Source organism: Klebsiella africana, assembly GCF_020526085.1.
Lineage (GTDB): Bacteria > Pseudomonadota > Gammaproteobacteria > Enterobacterales > Enterobacteriaceae > Klebsiella > Klebsiella africana.
Genome location: NZ_CP084874.1, coordinates 4891894 through 4909235 on the forward strand (window position 1 = coordinate 4891894; position 17342 = coordinate 4909235).

General features: G+C 57.5%; 16 protein-coding genes. 5 read left to right on the forward strand and 11 right to left on the reverse strand.

Features of this window, described 5'->3' with window-relative positions:
- Positions 1-13 precede the first annotated feature (13 nt).
- Both dusA and LGL98_RS23505 read right to left on the reverse strand, forming a co-directional pair.
- Positions 14-1012, reverse strand: coding sequence for a tRNA dihydrouridine(20/20a) synthase DusA (gene dusA / locus LGL98_RS23500; protein WP_136029736.1), 999 nt, complete (start codon positions 1010-1012; stop codon positions 14-16).
- Positions 1013-1112: 100 nt separating this feature from the next.
- Entirely contained in the window at positions 1113-1601 is a 489-nt protein-coding gene (locus LGL98_RS23505; RefSeq protein WP_002884935.1) for a cupin domain-containing protein, read from the reverse strand.
- Positions 1602-1850: 249 nt separating this feature from the next.
- Between LGL98_RS23505 and zur the strand changes: the two genes are divergently transcribed.
- Positions 1851-2366 (forward strand): zinc uptake transcriptional repressor Zur, encoded by a 516-nt coding sequence (gene zur / locus LGL98_RS23510; RefSeq protein ID WP_136029734.1) that lies wholly within the window; start codon positions 1851-1853, stop codon positions 2364-2366.
- Positions 2367-2461: 95 nt separating this feature from the next.
- On the opposite strand, the gene LGL98_RS23515 is transcribed toward zur, so the two are convergent.
- The 4 genes from LGL98_RS23515 to LGL98_RS23530 all read right to left on the reverse strand — a co-directional run bounded on the left by LGL98_RS23515 (position 2462) and on the right by LGL98_RS23530 (position 5393).
- Entirely contained in the window at positions 2462-2671 is a 210-nt protein-coding gene (locus LGL98_RS23515) for a CsbD family protein (RefSeq protein ID WP_136029733.1), read from the reverse strand.
- 235 nt (positions 2672-2906) lie between these two features.
- Complete coding sequence (gene dinF, locus LGL98_RS23520; RefSeq protein WP_136029731.1) at positions 2907-4223, reverse strand: MATE family efflux transporter DinF; 1317 nt, start codon at positions 4221-4223, stop codon at positions 2907-2909.
- Positions 4224-4293: 70 nt separating this feature from the next.
- On the reverse strand, positions 4294-4902 hold the full coding sequence (gene lexA / locus LGL98_RS23525; RefSeq protein ID WP_025713807.1) for a transcriptional repressor LexA: 609 nt from the start codon (positions 4900-4902) through the stop codon (positions 4294-4296).
- A 122-nt stretch (positions 4903-5024) separates the two neighbouring features.
- Positions 5025-5393 (reverse strand): diacylglycerol kinase, encoded by a 369-nt coding sequence (locus LGL98_RS23530; RefSeq protein ID WP_025713806.1) that lies wholly within the window; start codon positions 5391-5393, stop codon positions 5025-5027.
- Positions 5394-5521: 128 nt separating this feature from the next.
- On the opposite strand from LGL98_RS23530, the gene plsB reads away from it, so the two are divergent.
- Positions 5522-7945: a glycerol-3-phosphate 1-O-acyltransferase PlsB gene (gene plsB, locus LGL98_RS23535; protein WP_136029729.1), complete on the forward strand. Its 2424-nt coding sequence runs from the start codon at positions 5522-5524 to the stop codon at positions 7943-7945.
- Positions 7946-7993: 48 nt separating this feature from the next.
- Here plsB and ubiA read toward each other — a convergent pair whose 3' ends face one another.
- The 5 genes from ubiA to malK form a co-directional block, all read right to left on the reverse strand.
- The gene (gene ubiA / locus LGL98_RS23540) at positions 7994-8860 is read right to left on the reverse strand and encodes a 4-hydroxybenzoate octaprenyltransferase (protein WP_136029727.1); all 867 of its coding nucleotides are present in this window, start codon (positions 8858-8860) and stop codon (positions 7994-7996) included.
- 12 nt (positions 8861-8872) lie between these two features.
- Positions 8873-9370: a chorismate lyase gene (ubiC, locus tag LGL98_RS23545; protein ID WP_136029726.1), complete on the reverse strand. Its 498-nt coding sequence runs from the start codon at positions 9368-9370 to the stop codon at positions 8873-8875.
- Positions 9371-9557: 187 nt separating this feature from the next.
- Positions 9558-10505 carry a maltose operon protein MalM gene (malM, locus tag LGL98_RS23550; protein ID WP_136029724.1) on the reverse strand — a complete coding sequence of 316 codons (948 nt, stop codon included), beginning with the start codon at positions 10503-10505 and terminating at the stop codon, positions 9558-9560.
- A gap of 107 nt (positions 10506-10612) precedes the next feature.
- Positions 10613-11911: a maltoporin gene (locus tag LGL98_RS23555; RefSeq protein ID WP_019725465.1), complete on the reverse strand. Its 1299-nt coding sequence runs from the start codon at positions 11909-11911 to the stop codon at positions 10613-10615.
- Between the two features lie 85 nt (positions 11912-11996).
- Positions 11997-13106, reverse strand: coding sequence for a maltose/maltodextrin ABC transporter ATP-binding protein MalK (gene malK / locus LGL98_RS23560; protein ID WP_136029722.1), 1110 nt, complete (start codon positions 13104-13106; stop codon positions 11997-11999).
- 370 nt (positions 13107-13476) lie between these two features.
- On the opposite strand from malK, the gene malE reads away from it, so the two are divergent.
- From malE to malG, 3 genes are all read left to right on the forward strand, one after another.
- The gene (malE, locus tag LGL98_RS23565; protein ID WP_002884740.1) at positions 13477-14667 is read left to right on the forward strand and encodes a maltose/maltodextrin ABC transporter substrate-binding protein MalE; all 1191 of its coding nucleotides are present in this window, start codon (positions 13477-13479) and stop codon (positions 14665-14667) included.
- A gap of 117 nt (positions 14668-14784) precedes the next feature.
- Positions 14785-16329: a maltose ABC transporter permease MalF gene (gene malF, locus LGL98_RS23570; RefSeq protein WP_002884726.1), complete on the forward strand. Its 1545-nt coding sequence runs from the start codon at positions 14785-14787 to the stop codon at positions 16327-16329.
- Between the two features lie 14 nt (positions 16330-16343).
- A complete protein-coding gene (gene malG / locus LGL98_RS23575) occupies positions 16344-17234 on the forward strand; it encodes a maltose ABC transporter permease MalG (protein WP_025713350.1) in 891 nt (296 codons plus the stop codon).
- Positions 17235-17342: the final 108 nt, after the last annotated feature.

A 17342-nucleotide genomic window follows, 5' to 3' on the forward strand; every position in this document is an offset into this window, starting at 1 on the left:
TTTTCGTCAGAAATTAACGCTTATCGGCCACCAGCTTCAGCGCATGCTCCAGCACAGCAATATCGGCGCCAGCTTTATGCGCATTCTCGCTCAGGTAGCGGCGCCACTGGCGGGCGCCGGGGATGCCCTGAAACAGCCCCAGCATATGGCGGGTAATATGGCCCAAATAGGTGCCCTTGCTGAGCTCGCGCTCAATATACGGGTACATGGCTCGCACCACCGCTACCGGATCGGCATCCGCGCCTGCGACGCCGAAAATTTCGCGGTCGACCGAGGCCAGAATGCCCGGGTTCTGGTAGGCCTCTCGCCCGACCATCACCCCATCCATATGCTCAAGCTGCAGTCTGGCGTCGTCCAGCGATTTAATGCCGCCGTTGATCGCCATCGTCAGGTGGGGGAAATCGCGCTTCAGCTGCCAGACGCGGGGGTAATCCAGCGGCGGGATCTCGCGGTTCTCTTTCGGGCTCAGGCCAGAGAGCCAGGCTTTGCGGGCATGAATGATAAACATCTCACATTCGCCCTTGCCGGAGACCGTCTCAATGAAATCGCACAGAAACTCATAGCTATCCTGGTCGTCAATCCCGATACGGGTTTTCACCGTGACCGGAATCGACACCACATCGCGCATCGCCTTGATACAGTCGGCCACCAGTTGCGCATTGCCCATCAGGCAGGCGCCAAACATACCGTTCTGCACGCGGTCAGAGGGGCAGCCGACGTTGAGGTTGATCTCATCATAGCCGCGCGCCTCGGCCAGCTTCGCGCACTGTGCCAGGGCCTGCGGATCGCTGCCGCCAAGCTGCAGAGCAACCGGGTGCTCTTCTTCGCTATAGGCCAGATAGTCACCTTTGCCGTGAATAATCGCCCCAGTAGTCACCATTTCGGTATACAAAAGCGTATGCCGCGACAGCAGCCGCAGGAAGTAGCGGCAGTGTCTGTCAGTCCAGTCGAGCATTGGCGCGATGGAGAAACGGTGAGCAGGGAAAACAGGTGACGTTGATTCAGGCATCATGGCGAATAAATAAGCATCCGGGTAAAAAGGGGCGCTACTATAGCACAAAGATACACCACAGGCGCATAGTGCGCCGCGCTTCGCCCCACACCTGGAATGATTACTTTTTCCGCGGCTTGCCGTCGTGTGGACCGAAGAACTGCGGCGGATGGTCAACCCAACGATCCTGGCGCGTCGCGGCATAGCCGGGATTGAGCGGGTAATAAATGCGGTTGTACTTCTTGTTGGCCTCGCCCACCACCAGCAGACGAACTTCCTGCTCGGTGTTGTTAAGAAAGGTGTGGCAGATGCCGGTACCCGCGGGAAAGCCCACGCTGTCGCCAGGCTCCAGCTTCCAGAGATAGCCGTTTATCCACACTTCCGGATAGCCCTCCAGCACGTAGATGAACTCTTCCTCATCGCTCTCAGCGTGTGGATAAGAGGTGCGCCGCCCGGGCGGCAGCCGCTCGTGGTGGATCCCCAGCCGGTTGAGACGTAAACCTCGTCCCAGCGGTGCGCCTATGGAAAAACGCTCCGGGCTGTCGGGATAAGTGGCATCGTCGGGCCCTTCCAGTTCGCGCCAGTGGCGAATGCAATCAGGTCGTTTCATCGTTTTCTCCCGAAAATGAGACATTTCAGATATAGCATACCCAGGGTCAGGCGTGTTGTGATTAAATCGGACATGGCGGTTTTAGCGAGCGGCTAAGGCGTAGTCTGCACAAGAATAGGCGGCCAGCGCCCAGGACTGGCGCAGGTGTCGACAACCTGAAGTATGACCCGTATCACCCGTCGGCTCTCGGTGTTTTCTTTGGAACGTGATAAAGTAACAGATTCAAATTCACGCAACCCGAGGATGCTCATGGATAAGACCCCTTCGCAAGAGATGTTAGCGCATGCTGAAAAGCTATGCGCGCAGCGCGGCGTGCGCCTGACCCCACAGCGTCTGGAGGTGTTGCGCCTGATGAGTCTGCAGCAAGGGGCGATCAGCGCCTACGACCTGCTGGACTTGCTGCGTGAGAAAGAGCCCCAGGCGAAGCCGCCGACGGTTTATCGTGCGCTGGAGTTTTTACTCGAGCAGGGTTTTGTTCACAAGGTAGAGTCAACCAACAGCTATGTGCTGTGCCATCTGTTCGACCAGCCGACCCACAGCTCGGCCATGTTTATCTGCGACCGCTGCGGTGTGGTAAAAGAAGAAGCGGCGGAAGGGGTGGAAGATATCATGCATACGCTGGCGGCCCGCATGGGGTTTGCCTTGCGCCACAACGTGATTGAAGCCCACGGGCTCTGCGCTGGTTGTGTGGAAGTGGAAGCCTGCAGCACCCCGGGACACTGCGATCACGATCATACCATCCAGCTCAAAAAGAAAGCCCGCTGAGCGTGAGCCGCAGCGGGAAAAAGGGTTAACGGCGCGTCCCTGCGCCATTCAGACAGGCACTAACACAAATGCTTCATTCTTTGGATCAAGGAACGCTACCAGCGATAGTCGTTCTTATGCTCCCAGTCTGAGACTTCTTTCTCAGCCTGATCCTTCGCGTAGCCGTAACGCTCCTGAATTTTGCCGACCAGCTGGTCGCGCTTCCCTTCGATTACGGTCATGTCATCATCGGTAAGTTTGCCCCACTGTTCCTTGGCTTTACCTTTAAACTGTTTCCAGTTACCGCCGATTTCATCTTTATTCATGATAACGTCCTCATCATTCGGTGGGTTTACAGCCCGTTTTGTGCCGGACATGGTATTAACTATAGATGAGAATGCTGGGGTGGATTCGTTATTCGGAATTTTTAACCATCGCAGCGATTGATAACACCGAGGGGATATTCCCGGCCTGCGCTACGCTGAGCCGGGCTACTGCGCTGCCCCGGTAAGCGACGCGCGACCGCGGGAATTCACGGCTAGCCGCTATGAACGGCAATAACTAGCTAAACCAGGTGCCGCGTCGCCAGTGGCGACGCCAGATCAGCGCCAGCGACAGGCCGCGCAGAGCGAGGAACACCGCCAGCGCCAGCCACAGACCGTGATTGCCAAGCACCGGTAGCGTAAGCAGCGTCACGGCAAACCCTGCTGCGGCTATCGCCATACTGTTACGCATCTCCGCGCCACGCGTCGCGCCGATGAACATACCGTCCAGCAGATAACACCAGACGCCGACCACCGGCAGGATGGTCTGCCAGATCAGATAGCGATCGGCCAGCTGTTGCAGGGAAGGCAATGAGGTTAATAACGCGATAATGTACTCCCCCGCCAGGCTGTAAATCAGGGCAAACGCCAGCGCCACCATGCCGGACTGCCGGCAGGCCGCTCGCCACACCTCCAGCAGCTGGCTTCCGTCTCGCGCGCCGTAGGCCTGGCCGGAGTGAGCCTCCACGGCGTAGGCAAAGCCGTCCAGCGCGTAGGCGGTAAAGGTCAACATGGTCATCAGTACGGCGTTAACCGCCACGATGTCGCTGCCCAGACGGGCACCGAATACGGTCAGTGCGCCAAAGCACAGCTGCAGCAGCAGAGAGCGCAGCATGATGTCGCGATTCAACGCCAATAAACGGCGTAGATCACCACGCCAGGCGTTTTTCAGCATGACCAGCGACACACCGCGCAGCGTCAGCACCCGCTTCGCCATCACCAGGCCGATGAACAGGGTCGCGTACTCGGCGGTGACCGTGGCCAGCGCCGCCCCCTGGACGTTCATCCGCAGGCCCATCACCAGCCACAGGTCGAGCACAATATTCAACAGATTACCCACCACCAGCAGAATAACCGGCGCCCGGGCGTACTGGACGCCCAGCAGCCAGCCGAGCAGCACCAGGTTGGCCAGCGAGGCGGGAGCGCTGAGCCAGCGGATTTCGAGAAACCGTCTCGCCTGCTCGAGAACTGCCTCGCTGCCGCCGACAATATGCAGAGCGAGGTCAATCAGCGGCAGGCGGAGCAGGATAATCAGCACCCCGGCGCCCAGCGCCAGGGCCAGCGGCTGCACCAGCGCCCGCGCCAGCCGCTGCGGATCTTTGGCGCCCCAGGCCTGAGCGGTGAGCCCGGTGGTGCTCATACGCAGAAACAGCAGCAGCATAAAGAGGAAACTGGTGGCCGTCGTTCCGACCGCCACACCGCCGAGATATACCGGGCTGTCCAGGTGGCCGATCACGGCCGTATCCACCAGCCCCAGCAGCGGAACGGTGATATTGGAGAAAATCATGGGTAGCGCGAGGCGCCACAGTGCTTTATCGGCGGCGTTGAGCAGCATGAAGAGGGACCAGACAGAGGAGAAACATCGCAGCGTCATGCATCATGATGACGCTGCGTTAAGACGGGAGTTACAGCCACTCACCGTTACGGATCACGCCGACGGCCAGACCTTCAATGGTGAAGCTCTGCTGGCGCAGATCGACGACGATCGGGGAAAACTCGCTGTTTTCCGGCAGCAGTTCAACGACATTGCCCTGCTTTTTCAGACGCTTTACGGTCACTTCTTCATCGATACGCGCGACAACCACCTGGCCGTTACGCACGTCCTGAGTTTTATGCACCGCCAGCAGATCGCCATCCAGAATACCAATGTCTTTCATCGACATACCGCTAACGCGCAGCAGGAAGTCGGCATTCGGTTTAAACATCGACGGGTCGACCTGGTAGTGGCCTTCAATATGCTGCTGCGCCAGCAGCGGTTCACCGGCGGCAACGCGGCCGATCAGCGGCAGGCCGTGCTCTTCTTCCGTCAACAGACGAATACCGCGAGAGGCACCGGAGACGATCTCGATCGCGCCTTTACGCGCCAGCGCTTTCAGGTGTTCTTCCGCCGCGTTTGGGGAACGGAACCCCAAGCGCTGAGCAATTTCCGCACGCGTCGGCGGCATGCCCGTCTGGCTGATATGATCCCGAATGAGATCAAACACCTCTTGCTGCCTGGTCGTTAACGCTTTCATTCCGCCCCCTGGGTGTATATACAGTTATGCTGTGAGTATATACAGCTAACGGTGATTTTGGAACCACATGGCACACAAAAATCGGCAGATTGTTTAGATTTTGCGAGGGTTAGCGAAGAACGTTAATGATAATGGCTCCACAGCAGCGTCCCCCAGGTGATCAGCGCGATGATAATCGCCAGCAGAACCGCCGCCGATCCCATATCTTTGGCGCGCCCTGAAAGCTCGTGAAAATCCGAGCCGATACGATCCACAACCGCCTCAATCGCGCTGTTGAGAATTTCGACTATCATCACTAGCAGGACCGAGCCAATCAGCAATACGCGGGTGATGGCGTCGACGTCCAGCCAGCAGGCGATCGCGACGGCCACGATGGCGGCGACGCCCTCCTGACGAAACGCGGCCTCGTTGACCCACGCCGCGCGAAATCCTTTCCAGGAGTAACCTGCCGCTTTAATGATTCGGGTTAACCCGGTGGTATTATTGGCCATCGCAAAACCTTTTTATGTAAATGACGTCGATGAGTGTACGCGTTTGCCGCGCGGTAACGGAAATTTTGCCCGCTTTCTGTTATTCTTGCCGCGCATTTGCATGATTAACCAGAGGCTTCACATCGTTTATGTCCGGCTGGCAACGAATTTACTATAAATTACTGAATTTACCATTACGGGTGCTGGTAAAAAGCAAGTCTATTCCGGCAGAGCCCGCCCAGGAATTAGGACTCGATACCTCGCGTCCGGTCATGTACGTCCTGCCCTATAACTCGAAGGCGGACCTGCTGACGCTGCGCGCCCAATGTCTGGCGCATGATTTACCTGACCCGCTTGAACCGCTGGAGATCGACGGCACGCTGCTGCCGCGTTACGTATTCATCCACGGCGGGCCACGCGTGTTTACCTATTACACGCCAAAAGAAGAGTCCATCAAGCTGTTCCACGACTACCTCGATCTGCACCGCAACCATCCGGATCTCGATGTGCAAATGGTGCCGGTTTCGGTGATGTTTGGCCGTTCGCCAGGTCGCGAGAAAGGGGAAGTCAATCCGCCGCTGCGGATGCTGAACGGCATCCAGAAATTTTTCGCCGTCTCCTGGCTCGGCCGCGACAGCTTCGTGCGCTTCTCGCCTTCCGTATCGCTGCGCCGCATGGCGGATGAGCACGGTACCGATAAGATCATCGCCCAGAAGCTGGCTCGCGTCGCCCGCATGCACTTTGCCCGCCAGCGTCTGGCCGCCGTCGGCCCGCGTCTGCCGGCTCGCCAGGATCTGTTTAACAAACTGCTGGCCTCGAAAGCGATCGCCCGCGCGGTAGAAGACGAAGCGCGCAGCAAGAAAATTTCCCACGAGAAGGCCCAGCAGAACGCGATTGCGCTGATGGAAGAGATTGCCGCGAACTTCTCTTACGAGATGATCCGCCTGACCGACCGCATTCTCGGCTTCACCTGGAACCGCCTGTACCAGGGCATCAACGTGCATAACGCCGAGCGTGTTCGCCAGCTGGCGCACGACGGCCATGAAATTGTCTATGTTCCCTGCCACCGCAGCCACATGGACTATTTGCTGCTCTCTTACGTCCTGTACCATCAGGGACTGGTCCCCCCGCATATCGCGGCGGGCATCAACCTCAACTTCTGGCCAGCCGGGCCGATCTTCCGCCGCCTCGGCGCCTTCTTTATTCGCCGTACCTTTAAGGGTAACAAACTCTATTCCACCGTGTTCCGCGAATATCTTGGGGAACTGTTCAGCCGTGGTTATTCGGTCGAGTACTTTGTGGAAGGCGGTCGCTCCCGTACTGGCCGTCTGCTCGATCCGAAGACCGGCACGCTGTCGATGACCATTCAGGCGATGCTGCGCGGCGGTACCCGACCGATCACCCTGGTGCCGATTTACATCGGCTATGAGCACGTGATGGAGGTGGGAACCTACGCCAAAGAGCTGCGCGGCGCCACCAAAGAGAAAGAGAGTCTGCCGCAAATGTTGCGCGGCTTAAGTAAGCTGCGCAATTTGGGCCAGGGTTACGTTAACTTCGGCGAACCGCTGCCGCTGATGACCTACCTGAACCATCATGTGCCAGAGTGGCGGGAAGCGATCGACCCGATCGAAGCGGTCCGCCCTTCCTGGCTGACGCCGACGGTAAATAACATTGCCGCTGACCTGATGGTGCGTATCAACAATGCTGGCGCGGCCAACGCCATGAACCTGTGTTGTACAGCGCTGCTGGCCTCTCGCCAGCGTTCGCTGACCCGTGAGCAACTTACCCAGCAGCTGGAGTGCTATCTCGCGCTGCTGCGCAATGTGCCCTATTCGCCGGATGCGACCGCCCCGTCCGCTTCGGCCAGCGAGCTCATCGATCATGCGCTGCAGATGAACAAGTTCGAAGTGGAGAAGGACACCATTGGCGATATCATCATCCTGCCGCGCGAGCAGGCGGTGCTGATGACCTACTATCGCAACAATATCGCCCATATGCTGGTGATGCCGTCGCTGTTAGCCGCCCTGGTGACTCAGCATCGTCATCTCAGCCGCGCCGAAGTGTTGCGCCATGTCGAAACGCTCTATCCGTTCCTCAAGGCCGAGCTGTTCCTGCGCTGGGAAAAAGCGGATCTGGCCGCCGTGGTGGATGCGCTGATTGCCGAGATGCTGCGTCAGGAGCTGATCGTCGTCGATGGCGATGTGATGAGCCTCAATCCATCTCATTCTCGCTCCCTGCAGCTACTGGCCGCCGGCGCGCGCGAGACGCTGCAGCGCTATGCCATCACCTTCTGGCTGCTGAGCGCCAACCCGTCGATTAACCGCAGTTCGCTGGAAAAAGAGAGTCGCACCGTGGCCCAGCGTCTGTCGGTACTGCACGGCATCAATGCGCCGGAGTTCTTCGACAAAGCGGTGTTCAGCACCCTGGTGTTGACCCTGCGCGATGAAGGCTATATCAGCGACACCGGCGACGCCGAGCCGGAAGAGACACTGAAGGTTTATCGGATGCTGGCGGACTTGATTACGTCGGATGTCCGACTGACGATTGAGAGCGTCACGCAGGACGACGCGTAACGCGGCGTTTGCTGCCCCCCGGTATGCCGGGGGGCAGCGGACAGGAGGTTACAGGTAGCTCATCGCCAGGCCGAGGAACAGCACCAGCCCGACGTAGTTATTGTTCATAAACGCTTTGAAGCAGTTATCGCGGTCGCGATTGAAGATAAGCTTCTGCTGCCAGCCAAACAGGCCCGCCGCCACGAACAGCGACCAGTAATATTCCCAGCCCAGCCCATTCAGCCAACCCACCGCGCCCATCAGCGCCAGCACAGCTACCTGAAGAATACCGATAATCAGACGATCGTTTTCGCCAAACAGGATCGCCGTCGACTTGATGCCGATCTTAACGTCGTCATCGCGATCCACCATCGCATACTGGGTATCGTAGGCCACCGCCCACAGAATATTGGCGAGGAACATCAGCCAGCAGCTCAGCGGCAGCGATTCACTGACGGCCGAGAAGGCCATCGGGATCGACCAGCCAAAGGCCGCGCCCAGCACCACCTGCGGCAGATGAGTGTAGCGCTTCATAAACGGATAGACCCACGCCAGCGCCAGCGCCGCCACCGACAGCAAAATAGTCATGGTGTTGAGGGTGAGTACCAGCAGAAAGGAGAGCAGCACCAGCACGATAAACAGCGTTCGCGCCTCTTTCTCGGTGACATCGCCGCTCGGCAGCGGACGGCGGGCGGTACGCTTCACGTGGCCATCAAATTTTCGGTCGGCATAGTCATTTACCACGCAACCGGCAGCGCGCATCAGCCAGACGCCAGCGATAAATACCGCCAGGATCCACAGCGGCGGTACGCCCGGCGAGGCTACCCATAGCGCCCACAGCGTCGGCCACAGCAGCAGCAAGGCGCCGATCGGTTTGTCAGTGCGCATCAGGCGATGAAACGCCAACAGCTTATTCTGCGACAGACTCCACTCCATTTTTTCTTCCTCTCAGTACAACGGCGACGCAGGCAAAAACAGCTCGGTCAGCAACAGGGGTTTGCCGCTCAGCCGCAGACGGGAACGACGTCCCCATAGCGCTGCATCGCGACCAATTTCAATAAAATCGCGGGTTAACGTCGACGACGTGAACAGGTATCGGCCCAGCGGGGTTTGTCCGAGCTGCTGTAGCGCCAGCTCCGGACCACACAGCGTCGACTCCGGCACCACCGTACGCCCGGCCAGCCAGGGCTCGCCATCGGCATTGAGTATAATCTCCCGTAGCCAGTAGCGCGGCTCGTCGGGCAGCAGCGCCGCTTCGTCAGCCAGCGCATCGCGGCCGATATACCCTTCGTTAATCAGGGTCACAGTGACCTGCTTTCCTTGTTGTTCAAAGCGCTGGGTCATTGAGTCCTCCAGCAGCAGCCAGTCACTCAGGGGCGGCGCCAGGGATGGCATAACGGCAAAATAGCGCAGCGCACGCAGTCGCGTAAGCGCAGGATGGGACATGCCTGATTCTCCGGTACATAACGTGAAAGCATTGTATCGCAGAATAGGCGGTTGGTGGCGGGCAAACGTCAATATACGATCATTCACGCAACAGCCATGCAACAGGCTGCCGCGCGTGCAAAAAAAGGTGCATCCCGGAGGATGCACCTAAAGGCTGTGCCTAAACATCAGCATTGTGGGGAGACGATTACCCCTTGCCTTTTACACTGCTGATAAAGGTGGAACGAGCGGATTTCGAGCCGAGGCGCTCAGCTTCGTTCATCAATTTCAGGGCTTTGTCGATGTCACCTTGTTTCACCGCCTGCTTAATACCATTGTTGAAGTAGGTTTCGGTATCGCTGAGCATCGGTTCGCTTTTGGCGGCCGGCGCGGCGGCGGCTGGCGCAGCAGCTGGCGCCGTAGCTGGTGCGTTATAGACCGGCGCCGCGGTATTGCCGACGGTCACCGGACCTGGGCCAGAGGAGCCAAACAACGGGCCAACCAGTACACTGGAGCTCGAAGAGGTCTTCACTTTCAGGCTCAGCGTGCCGTCAGTGGTATGTTTAGCAATAGGATCCGGAATATCCGGTACCGCGTTACCGGTGCCTTTCGCGTAGGCTTTCGCCGGGTCGATTAATTTGGTGGTCTGCTGCAGATCCTGCGGGGTGGTAAACACCAGTACATAAATTTTCTGCTGTCCCAGCGCCGGCGTCAGGCGCATCACCCCTTCCAGTCGGTCGGCGCTCATCACACCCGGTTCCAGATAGGTGAAATAGCTGCTCGGGAAGAAGGCAGACGGCGTCATGCTCTGATCGAGGATCAGAACGTTTGGCGCATAGACGCTGGTCTGTTTGTCGACTTCGCTGGTCAGCGTTAGGGTTAACTCGCCAATATTTGCCGGTACGCTATAGGCCACCACCGGCCCGGTGATGCCGGGTACATTCAGCGTTTGTCCGGCGATCGCCACTTTAGAGGTTTGGGTTTTCGATTGATCGACCGGTGTCCAGGTGAGCTGCTGCAGCGCGGAGGCCGGAATAGACGGTGCGGCAGCGGTGTTCTGCGGCACAAAATTCACATCAGCAAAACTGACTGCGGGTACGCTGGCCAGCAGGCCGGCGGACAGGCAGAGGGCAACGAGACTTTTCTTCATATTCATTGTTATCACCTCAATTCCTATGGCCGAGCGTTAGCCAGGCAATAGCGCGCTGGGCCGAAAATAGAGGGGCTAATGCCCCTCTTTGACTCATGATGACTTGGGTTGGTTTACCACCAGATTTCCATCTGAGCGCCGAAGGTCCACTCATCGCTATCGCCGCGGCTGGAAGTGTTGATGCCGGTACCAGAGGTATCGCGCATGGCCACGCCGCTGTCAGTGTAACCCCACTTCTCATCCCACTTCGCATAGGTTGCGAACAGACGAATGGCTGGACGAGACCAGATGCTGTCGCCCGCCTGCCACTGTTGCGCCAGGGTGATTTTGTACTGGTTGTTGCTGTCGCCCGTTTTCTGCGACTTGACGTTGTCGTAACCGACTTCCAGCAGGGTGCTCATGATCGGCGTCCATTTGTACATAGGACGCACGCCGACGGTCCACCACTTAGTACCGTTGTTGTTGTCCAGATCGACGTCCTGATACATGGCGACATACATCATGTCCCAATCATCCGCCAGAGAAACCGCGCCGTGGTCAAGCACACGCCACATGGAGCCATCGTTGTTAATGCTGCCGCCCTGCGGTACGCCTTTACCATTGGAGGTCATGGCATCGGTCGCGTATTGCAGCACAAACTTGTTGTAGCCTTTCAGGATGCTCTGGGTGTGTTCAGCGGTGAACATCCAGCCATCTTTAGACGCACCCGGTTGCAGGTAGTAGTCGTCAGGAATGTTCGTGTGGCCATAGTCCACGCCCAGCTCCAGCGTACCGCCTGGGTTGGTTTCCATTTGCGCTAAACGCACGTCGAATACGTCGTTCGGTACCAGATGATCGTAAACACGGTCGCCAGTCAGCGGATCGCGGTCTGCATAAGTTGCCGAGCCACCGGATTCAGAAGAACGGGTCGCTGCCAGAGAGAGTTTACCGAAGCCCAGATCAATGTTTTCAATACCGGCGCCCGGACCGGAGATATCCCAGTAGTAGAAGTCGATCATGTGAACGTCATGACGCTGATAGAAGCGCTTACCTGCCCACAGCGTGGAGCCCGGCAGCCAGTCAATCAGGTTTTTACCCTGTACGTTCACCTCACGGAAAGCGGGGTTAGTGGATTCCCAGTCGTTCTGTTGCGATACCGAGTAAGCGACGTTGGTGTCAAAGTAGAAGCTCTTATCACCTTCTTTCCAGACTTCCTGGCCCAGTTTCAATTCGGCGTAAGTTTCACATTCGTTACCAAGACGGTATTTACTTTGGGCGCCGGTAGCCTGGAAACACTGCTGTTCGCCGCCGCTGCCGGTCCAGCCAATACCAGAACGAGCATAACCGTGGAAATCGACAGCCAGCGCCTGAGCAGACATTACGCCTGCTGCGACGGCGACCGCCAGTGGAAGTTTGCGCAGAGTAATCATCATTCTATCTCCTGAGATCATTGCTTTTCTTTGCACGCTTCGCCGGTGTACCGCCAGCCGGGTTCGCGCCTTTTTTTAATGGGAAGCCTTACACGCCCGGCTCTTTATGCAGCCGACGACAAGCGGTGCCATCCTCACGGAATAAGTGGCAACGTTCTGGCGGCAAACCGATGGCGAATGTGGCTCCCTCTTCTACCAACACCACGTCGTTCTGGCGGTAAACCAGGTTCTGACGGATGGCGGGGATCTGGATATGAATTTGCGTTTCGTGGCCGAGCTGTTCGACGACCTGGACCTCGCCTTCGAGGGTTACATCGGCGATATCGCTGGGCAGTAAATGCTCCGGACGGATACCTAAGGACATGTTGGAGCCCGCCTGCACGTTGGCGCTGTCCACTGGCAGCCAGATTTGCTGACGGTTCGGCAGTTCAACCTGTACCTGATCGATAGCCGTCGCGGTGACTTTGACCGGCAGGAAGTTCATCTTCGGTGAACCAATGAAGCCAGCAACGAAGCGGTCAGCCGGATAGTGATAGAGCTCCAGCGGTTTCCCAACCTGCGCCACACGGCCAGCGTCGAGGACCACGATCTTGTCGGCGAGGGTCATCGCTTCCACCTGATCGTGAGTCACATAGATCATGGTGCGGCCCAGTCGCTTATGCAGACGAGAGATCTCGATACGCATCTGAACGCGCAGCGCGGCATCGAGGTTGGAAAGCGGCTCATCCAGCAGGAAGACGCTTGGCTCTGCCACCAGCGTACGACCAATCGCCACGCGCTGGCGCTGACCGCCGGAGAGGGCCTTCGGTTTACGCTCCAGCAGATGGGCCAGCTGCAGTACTTCCGCAACCTGGGTTACCCGCTGGTTAATCAGATCTTTTTTCGCGCCGGCCAGCTTCAGGCCAAACGACATATTTTCCGCAACGGAAAGGTGGGGATAGAGCGCATAAGACTGGAATACCATCCCAACGCCGCGTTCTGCCGGTGGGATCTCGTTCATGCGGGTGTCACCGATAAACAGGTCCCCGCTGGTAATAGTTTCTAACCCGGCAATCATACGCAGCAGGGTAGATTTGCCGCAGCCCGATGGCCCGACAAACACGACGAATTCCCCTTCGTGGATATCGAGATTGATATCTTTCGATACCACCACGTCACCCCAGGCTTTCGTTACATTTCGCAGCTGTACGCTCGCCATGCCCTTCTCCCTTCGTTACAACCTGTCACTAACAGTCACATTCAAGATGGGTCGACTATGCGGCATTCATTACGCGGACAAATCCTCCACCCCCCGGCTTTTTTATGGGGGAGGAGATGGGAGGATGAGAGATTGGCTCTCGCCGCGGGGGATGGCGGATGGCGGGTGATTTCGTGATGGAGGCAACAAAATTGGGCACTTTTTTCTGTGCTCCAGGACGCAATACGGCCGTTTTTGCAATGGAGATCACACAACCAGCGGGTGGGGCGTAGACCCGGGGAGGATGGAAAGGGGTTGTTAAAAAAGGAAACTCATCATCGTTAAGCCACCGAAGTGTATCCACGAGTACATCACCAAAAAGGACGGGTATATGAAAATCAAAACTGGCGCTCGCATCCTCGCGCTGTCGGCACTGACCACGATGATGTTTTCCGCCTCTGCCCTCGCGAAAATTGAAGAAGGTAAGCTGGTTATCTGGATTAACGGCGATAAAGGCTACAACGGCCTCGCTGAAGTGGGTAAAAAGTTTGAGAAAGACACCGGCATTAAAGTTTCCGTAGAACACCCGGACAAGCTGGAAGAAAAATTCCCGCAGGTTGCGGCAACCGGCGACGGCCCGGACATCATCTTCTGGGCACATGACCGTTTCGGCGGCTACGCACAGTCCGGCCTGCTGGCGGAAATCACCCCGGACAAAGCGTTCCAGGACAAACTCTACCCGTTCACCTGGGATGCGGTTCGCTATAACGGCAAACTGATCGCCTACCCGATCGCGGTCGAAGCCCTGTCCCTGATTTACAACAAAGACCTGGTGCCGAACCCACCGAAGACCTGGGAAGAGATCCCGGCGCTGGATAAAGAACTGAAAGCGAAAGGTAAGAGCGCGCTGATGTTCAACCTGCAGGAACCGTACTTCACCTGGCCACTGATCGCTGCCGACGGTGGATACGCGTTCAAGTTTGAAAACGGCAAGTACGACGTGAAAGACGTCGGCGTGGACAGCGCAGGCGCGAAAGCGGGCCTGACTTTCCTGGTTGACCTGATCAAGAACAAGCACATGAATGCCGACACCGACTACTCCATCGCGGAAGCGGCCTTCAACAAAGGCGAAACTGCGATGACCATCAACGGTCCGTGGGCGTGGTCTAACATCGATAAGAGCAAGGTTAACTACGGCGTGACCCTGCTGCCAACCTTTAAAGGCAAACCATCTAAACCGTTCGTTGGCGTGCTGAGCGCAGGGATCAACGCCGCCAGCCCGAACAAAGAGCTGGCTAAAGAGTTCCTCGAAAACTACCTGATGACCGATCAGGGTCTGGAAGCCGTTAACAACGACAAACCACTGGGTGCCGTGGCGCTGAAATCCTTCCAGGAAAAACTGGAGAAAGACCCGCGCATCGCTGCCACCATGGCGAACGCCCAGAAAGGCGAAATCATGCCTAACATCCCGCAGATGTCTGCCTTCTGGTATGCCGTTCGTACCGCGGTTATCAACGCCGCCAGCGGTCGCCAGACTGTCGATGCTGCACTGAAAGATGCACAGAGCCGTATCACTAAGTAAGAAAACGGCGGGTGGCGCGTGCGCCTACCCGCCCTACCACTACGGCTCGGACCGTAGGTCAGGTAAGCGAAGCGCCACCTGACAAATAAGTTTTCACCGCTGTAGAGGATGATCCCCATGGATGCCGTTAAAAAGAGACACTGGTGGCAAAGTCCGCAACTCACATGGTCTGTGATTGGCTTACTGTGCCTGCTGGTGGGTTACCTTGTTGTTTTGATGTACGCCCAGGGGGAGTACCTGTTCGCCATCATGACGCTGATTTTAAGCTCAGTTGGCCTGTATATTTTCGCTAATCGCAAGGCTTATGCCTGGCGCTATGTTTATCCCGGCCTTGCCGGCATGGGCCTGTTTGTCCTGTTTCCGCTGATCTGCACTATCGCTATCGCGTTTACCAACTACAGCAGCACCAACCAGCTGACCTTTGAGCGTGCGCAGCAGGTGCTGATGGATCGTTCCTTCCAGGCCGGCAAAGCTTATAATTTCACGCTGATCCCGGCGGGTGACGAGTGGAAGCTGGCGCTGACCGACGGCGAAAGCGGTAAAAACTACCTTTCTGACGCCTTTAAATTTGGCGGCGAGCAGAAACTGGCGTTAAAAGAAACCGACGCCCTGCCGGAAGGTGAGCGCGCCAACCTGCGCGTGATTACCCAGAATCGCACCGCGCTGAACCAGCTGACCGCTGTGCTGCCGGATGACAGCAAAGTCATCATGAGCTCGCTGCGCCAGTTCTCCGGTACCCAGCCTCTGTATACCCTCGGCGAAGACGGGGTACTGACCAACAATCAGACCCATGTTAAATACCGCCCGAACAACGACGTCGGCTTCTACCAGTCAATTAACGCCGACGGCAGCTGGGGCAATGAGAAGCTGAGCCCTGGCTACACTGTGACTATCGGCTGGGACAACTTTACCCGCGTCTTCCACGATGAAGGCATTCAGAAACCGTTCTTCGCAATCTTTGTCTGGACGGTAGTGTTCTCGGTACTGACCGTAGTGCTGACCGTCGCGGTGGGAATGATCCTCGCCTGCCTGGTGCAGTGGGAAGCGCTGAAAGGCAAAGCGATTTATCGCGTCCTGCTGATTCTGCCGTACGCCGTACCGTCGTTTATTTCGATTCTGATTTTCAAAGGGCTGTTCAACCAGAGCTTTGGTGAAATCAACATGATGCTCAGCACGCTGTTCGGCATTAAGCCGGCCTGGTTTAGCGACCCGACCACCGCGCGCACCATGATCATCATCGTCAACACCTGGCTGGGCTACCCGTACATGATGATCCTATGCATGGGGCTGCTGAAGGCGATTCCGGACGATCTGTACGAAGCGTCGGCAATGGATGGCGCCGGCCCGTTCCAGAACTTCTTTAAAATTACCTTCCCGCTGCTGATTAAGCCGCTGACGCCGCTGATGATCGCCAGCTTCGCCTTTAACTTTAACAACTTCGTGCTGATTCAGCTGTTGACCAACGGTGGCCCGGACCGTCTCGGCACCACCACCCCGGCTGGTTATACCGACCTGCTGGTGAGCTACACCTATCGCATCGCCTTTGAAGGCGGCGGCGGTCAGGACTTCGGCCTGGCGGCGGCTATCGCAACGCTTATCTTCCTGCTGGTTGGCGCGTTAGCGATTGTGAATCTGAAAGCCACGCGCATGAAGTTTGATTAAGGGAGATAACGACAATGGCTATGGTCCAACCCAAATCGCAGAAGCTACGTTTATTTACCACGCATCTCCTGCTACTGATTTTTATCGCCGCGATTATGTTTCCGCTGCTGATGGTTATCGCTATCTCGCTGCGCGAAGGCAACTTCGCCACCGGCAGCCTGATCCCGGAGACCATCTCCTGGGAGCACTGGCGCCTGGCGTTAGGCTTCAGCGTGGAGCATGCGGATGGCCGCGTCACGCCGCCGCCGTTCCCGGTGCTACTGTGGCTGTGGAACTCGATTAAGGTCGCCGGGATCACCGCGATCGGTATCGTCGCCCTCTCCACCACCTGCGCTTACGCTTTCGCCCGTATGCGCTTCCCGGGGAAAGCGACCCTGCTGAAAGGGATGCTGATTTTCCAGATGTTCCCGGCGGTGCTGTCGCTGGTAGCCCTGTACGCGTTGTTTGACCGTCTGGGCCAGTACATCCCGTTCGTCGGCCTCAACACCCACGGCGGCGTCATCTTCGCGTATATGGGCGGTATCGCGCTGCACGTCTGGACGATTAAAGGCTACTTCGAAACCATCGATGGTTCACTGGAAGAAGCGGCGGCGCTGGATGGCGCGACGCCATGGCAGGCTTTCCGTCTGGTGCTGTTGCCGCTGTCGGTGCCGATTCTGGCAGTCGTGTTTATTCTGTCGTTCATCGCGGCCATCACCGAAGTGCCCGTCGCCTCGCTGCTGCTGCGCGATGTGAACAGCTATACCCTGGCGGTAGGTATGCAACAGTATCTCAACCCGCAGAACTATCTGTGGGGCGACTTCGCCGCCGCGGCGGTGCTCTCCGCCATTCCGATCACGGTTGTCTTCCTGCTGGCGCAGCGCTGGTTGGTTAACGGCCTGACGGCGGGTGGGGTGAAAGGTTAAGTTTTTTTGTAACACCGGCCCCAAATTTCAGATGAGGGCCGACGGTCTAGCCGCAATACACGACCCCAACCGGGTATTGTCGCCGTCGCCCTCAGCTGAAAAAGTAAG

What these genes read in the sequence shown, in the direction of transcription:
- dusA (WP_136029736.1), bottom strand. Translation starts at nt 1,012, where the DNA reads ATGATGCCTGAATCAACGTCACCTGTTTTCCCTGCTCACCGTTTCTCC.
- LGL98_RS23505 (WP_002884935.1), bottom strand. Translation starts at nt 1,601, where the DNA reads ATGAAACGACCTGATTGCATTCGCCACTGGCGCGAACTGGAAGGGCCC.
- zur (WP_136029734.1), top strand. Translation starts at nt 1,851, where the DNA reads ATGGATAAGACCCCTTCGCAAGAGATGTTAGCGCATGCTGAAAAGCTA.
- LGL98_RS23515 (WP_136029733.1), bottom strand. Translation starts at nt 2,671, where the DNA reads ATGAATAAAGATGAAATCGGCGGTAACTGGAAACAGTTTAAAGGTAAA.
- dinF (WP_136029731.1), bottom strand. Translation starts at nt 4,223, where the DNA reads ATGCTGCTCAACGCCGCCGATAAAGCACTGTGGCGCCTCGCGCTACCC.
- lexA (WP_025713807.1), bottom strand. Translation starts at nt 4,902, where the DNA reads ATGAAAGCGTTAACGACCAGGCAGCAAGAGGTGTTTGATCTCATTCGG.
- LGL98_RS23530 (WP_025713806.1), bottom strand. Translation starts at nt 5,393, where the DNA reads ATGGCCAATAATACCACCGGGTTAACCCGAATCATTAAAGCGGCAGGT.
- plsB (WP_136029729.1), top strand. Translation starts at nt 5,522, where the DNA reads ATGTCCGGCTGGCAACGAATTTACTATAAATTACTGAATTTACCATTA.
- ubiA (WP_136029727.1), bottom strand. Translation starts at nt 8,860, where the DNA reads ATGGAGTGGAGTCTGTCGCAGAATAAGCTGTTGGCGTTTCATCGCCTG.
- ubiC (WP_136029726.1), bottom strand. Translation starts at nt 9,370, where the DNA reads ATGTCCCATCCTGCGCTTACGCGACTGCGTGCGCTGCGCTATTTTGCC.
- malM (WP_136029724.1), bottom strand. Translation starts at nt 10,505, where the DNA reads ATGAATATGAAGAAAAGTCTCGTTGCCCTCTGCCTGTCCGCCGGCCTG.
- LGL98_RS23555 (WP_019725465.1), bottom strand. Translation starts at nt 11,911, where the DNA reads ATGATGATTACTCTGCGCAAACTTCCACTGGCGGTCGCCGTCGCAGCA.
- malK (WP_136029722.1), bottom strand. Translation starts at nt 13,106, where the DNA reads ATGGCGAGCGTACAGCTGCGAAATGTAACGAAAGCCTGGGGTGACGTG.
- malE (WP_002884740.1), top strand. Translation starts at nt 13,477, where the DNA reads ATGAAAATCAAAACTGGCGCTCGCATCCTCGCGCTGTCGGCACTGACC.
- malF (WP_002884726.1), top strand. Translation starts at nt 14,785, where the DNA reads ATGGATGCCGTTAAAAAGAGACACTGGTGGCAAAGTCCGCAACTCACA.
- malG (WP_025713350.1), top strand. Translation starts at nt 16,344, where the DNA reads ATGGCTATGGTCCAACCCAAATCGCAGAAGCTACGTTTATTTACCACG.